3 protein-coding genes and 1 pseudogene are annotated in these 3,071 nt (G+C 66.0%); 3 read left to right on the top strand and 1 reads right to left on the bottom strand.

Annotated elements, in window-relative coordinates:
- From H3O04_RS34765 to H3O04_RS34755, 3 genes and pseudogenes are all read left to right on the top strand, one after another.
- Positions 1-302: pseudogene (locus H3O04_RS34765) on the top strand (peptide-binding protein); the annotation flags it as partial.
- A gap of 345 nt (positions 303-647) precedes the next feature.
- Positions 648-1,724, top strand: a complete 1,077-nt coding sequence (locus H3O04_RS34760) for a porin (RefSeq protein ID WP_011546370.1) — start codon at positions 648-650, stop codon at positions 1,722-1,724.
- Positions 1,725-1,919: 195 nt separating this feature from the next.
- On the top strand, positions 1,920-2,882 hold the full coding sequence (locus H3O04_RS34755; protein WP_006477616.1) for a LysR family transcriptional regulator: 963 nt from the start codon (positions 1,920-1,922) through the stop codon (positions 2,880-2,882).
- On the opposite strand, the gene H3O04_RS36460 is transcribed toward H3O04_RS34755, so the two are convergent.
- Positions 2,857-3,071 (bottom strand): hypothetical protein (locus H3O04_RS36460; RefSeq protein ID WP_237666545.1); only part of this gene is annotated, 215 nt, incomplete at its 5' end. The two genes, H3O04_RS34755 and H3O04_RS36460, sit on opposite strands and share 26 nt — an antisense overlap.

The following is a 3,071-nucleotide window of genomic DNA, read 5'->3' as shown; positions in this document are numbered from 1 at the left end:
GCGCTGCGCCGCCCGCCGGCGTGCGTCCCGGCGGCGTGAGCGGCTCGGGTTCCCGCTGGGGGCTGCGCCCGACGCCGTCGTACGGCCATTACGCCGCGCAAAGCCCGTATCGGCCGATCAGCGCCGAAGTCCGCCAGATGCCGCGCCCGCCGGGCGGCGGCAACGTCCCGCTGCGGGCCGGTTCGATCCGCGCCGACGTCGCCCGCTACAACGAGGAGCGCGGCGGTCGCCCGATGCCGCCGCCCCGCTCGCAGGAAGAGCCTGCGCACTCGCCTTCTTTCTCCCCGTTCTACCGAAACTGAGCGCCTCGGCGCTCGTCTCCTAGCCGGCTGATGCGAATTCGCCACAGTCGCGCGCAGATTTCCGCTGATTTTCCGACCGCATTGCGCTATCTTTCGCGCCCGGCACGCGTATGCCACGCCGCCGCCCGCCCGTGCGACCGCGCTTGCGCCGGGTCGCCGCGGTGCATCCGGCCATGGATACATTCCGCGAAGTTAATGCCGGCGCTATACCCGCAATAAGTGTGCGCAATTTTGACCGGACGAATGATCCGTAAAGATGGCTGCGCCCCATACGACGCAAGCACTCGGCTCCAAACAACAACGCTCGCGCCACTTATCGACTATCCGACAAAACCTGGAGATCCCATGAAAGCATTCGCTCGCCGTGCGTCGCGCACGTCCGTCAAGCTGATCGCCGCGGCCGCCTGCGTGGCGGCCGCCGCACCCGTCCATGCGCAATCGAGCGTCTCGCTCTACGGGCAGGTTGACGAATGGGTCGGCGCCACCAAGTTCCCCGGCGGCGATCGTGCGTGGAACGTGTCGGGCGGCGGCATGTCGACGTCGTACTGGGGCCTGCACGGCGCAGAGGATCTCGGCGACGGCTACAAGGCGATCTTCACGCTGGAGAGCTTCTTCCGTGCGCAGAACGGCCAGTACGGCCGCTTCCAGGGCGACACGTTCTTCGCGCGCAACGCGTACGTCGGCATCAGCTCGCCGTACGGCACGGTGACGGCGGGCCGCCTGACGACGCACCTGTTCCTGTCGACGATCCTGTTCAACCCGTTCTACGACTCGTACACCTTCTCGCCGATGGTGTATCACGTGTTCCTCGGCCTCGGCACGTTCCCGACCTATCCGAGCGACCAGGGCGCGGTCGGCGATTCGGGCTGGAACAACGCGGTGGGTTACACGTCGCCTTCGTTCGGTGGCCTGAATTTCGGCGCGATGTACGCACTCGGCAACCAGGCTGGCGACAACCGTTCGAAGAAGTGGAGCGCGCAGTTCAACTACGCGAACGGCCCGTTCGCGGCGACCGCCGTGTATCAGTACGTGAACTTCAACAACGGCCCGCAGGATCTGAGCGCGCTCGTGACCGGCATGAAGAGCCAGGGCATCGCGCTGGTCGGCGCGACCTACGACCTGAAGCTCGTGAAGCTGTTCGGCCAGTACATGTATACGAAGAACGACCAGGTCGCGGGCAGCTGGCACGTCAACACCGCGCAGGGCGGCGTGTCGGTGCCGATCGGCGTGGGCAACGCGATGGCGTCGTATGCGTATTCGCGCGACGCGGGCGGCCTCGACCAGACGCGCCAGACCTGGGCCGTCGGCTACGACTATCCGCTGTCCAAGCGCACCGACGTCTACGCGGCCTACATGAACGACCACATCAGCGGCCTGTCGACCGGCAACACGTTCGGCGCAGGCATCCGCGCGAAGTTCTGACGCGCACGCGCGATCGGTGCGCCGGACGCGCGCGTCAATCGCGCGTTTTGGCTGCATGTTTTCCGTCCGTCATTGCTACCCAAAACGGCGCCGTCACCCGCGGCGCCGTTTTGCCTTTCTTGACCTTTCTGTTTCCTCGCCTTTGTTACCCTATCTCGTAATTGGTTGATTCCCCCGGGATTGCGAGCTAGTTCGATGGATACCCTCGTCAGCATGAATGTGTTTCGCTACGTCGTCGAAGTGGGCAGCTTCGTCGGCGCGGCGGAGCGCATGCAGATGTCGGCGGCGATGGCGAGCAAGCACGTGATGCACCTCGAGCAGCAGCTCGGCGCGCGGCTGCTGCATCGCACGACACGACGCGTCGCGCCGACCGAGGCGGGACGCGAATACTATGAGCGCCTCGTGCAGGCGCTGTCCGAACTCGACGAAGCCGGCCAGGCCGTCGGCGCCGCGAGCGTGGTGCCGCAGGGGCGGTTGCGCGTGACGTCGCTGTCCGCGTTCGGGCTGCGGCACGTGATGCAGGCCGTCACCGATTACGCGGGCCGGTTCCCGGACGTGACCGTCGACATGACGCTGTCCGATCGCGTGGTCGACCTGATCGAGGAAGGCTACGACGTCGCGGTGCGCGCGGCGCCGAACGGATTGAAATCGTCGTCGCTGGTCGCGCGGCAGATCGCGACCGCGCACATCCTGCTGGTCGCGTCGCCCGAGTATCTCGAGAAGCACGGCACGCCGCAGACGATCGCCGATCTCGCGAACCACAACTACCTGCGGCGCGATTCGAATTCGACGATGCTCGATTCGCTCGTGATCGACGCGGCCGCTGCTTCGCGCGTGAGCCTGAACGGCAACCTGATCGTGAACCATCTCGAAGGGCTGCGCGCGGCCGTGCTCGCCGGCGCGGGCATTGCGCTGCTCGGCACCGAAGTGGTGGGCGACGACATCGAATCGGGCCGGCTCGTGCCGGTGCTGCTCGATTCCGTGCCGCCGCACGAGGCGCCGATCTATGCGGTGTACGCGAGCCGTCGCCACGTGTCCGCGAAGGTGCGCTCGTTCGTCGATTTCCTGGCCGCGCGTTTCGAAGGGCAGTCGCTGTGCCCGTCGATCGAATCGCGGCTGCGCGTGCTGCCGATCACGCGGATGAAGCGCGCGGTTTGAGCCGCATCGTCGGCCCATCCACCGCGGCGGGGCAATAAAAAAGCGCGAACCGCAACGGTTCGCGCTTAATAGGATGGTCAGCCCGATCCTCACTCAGTGGACTACGCTGAGTGAGGATTTTGTCCTTCTGGAGGACCATCATGGACACGGTATCGCTGATCGGAGTCGATCTCGGCAAGCACTGCTTCC

It is taken from the genome of Burkholderia sp. KCJ3K979 (genome assembly GCF_016759955.1).
Taxonomy (GTDB): Bacteria; Pseudomonadota; Gammaproteobacteria; order Burkholderiales; family Burkholderiaceae; genus Burkholderia; species Burkholderia orbicola.
Note: the sequence above shows the minus strand (reverse complement) of the source record. Positions and strands in the feature narration are given on the sequence as shown.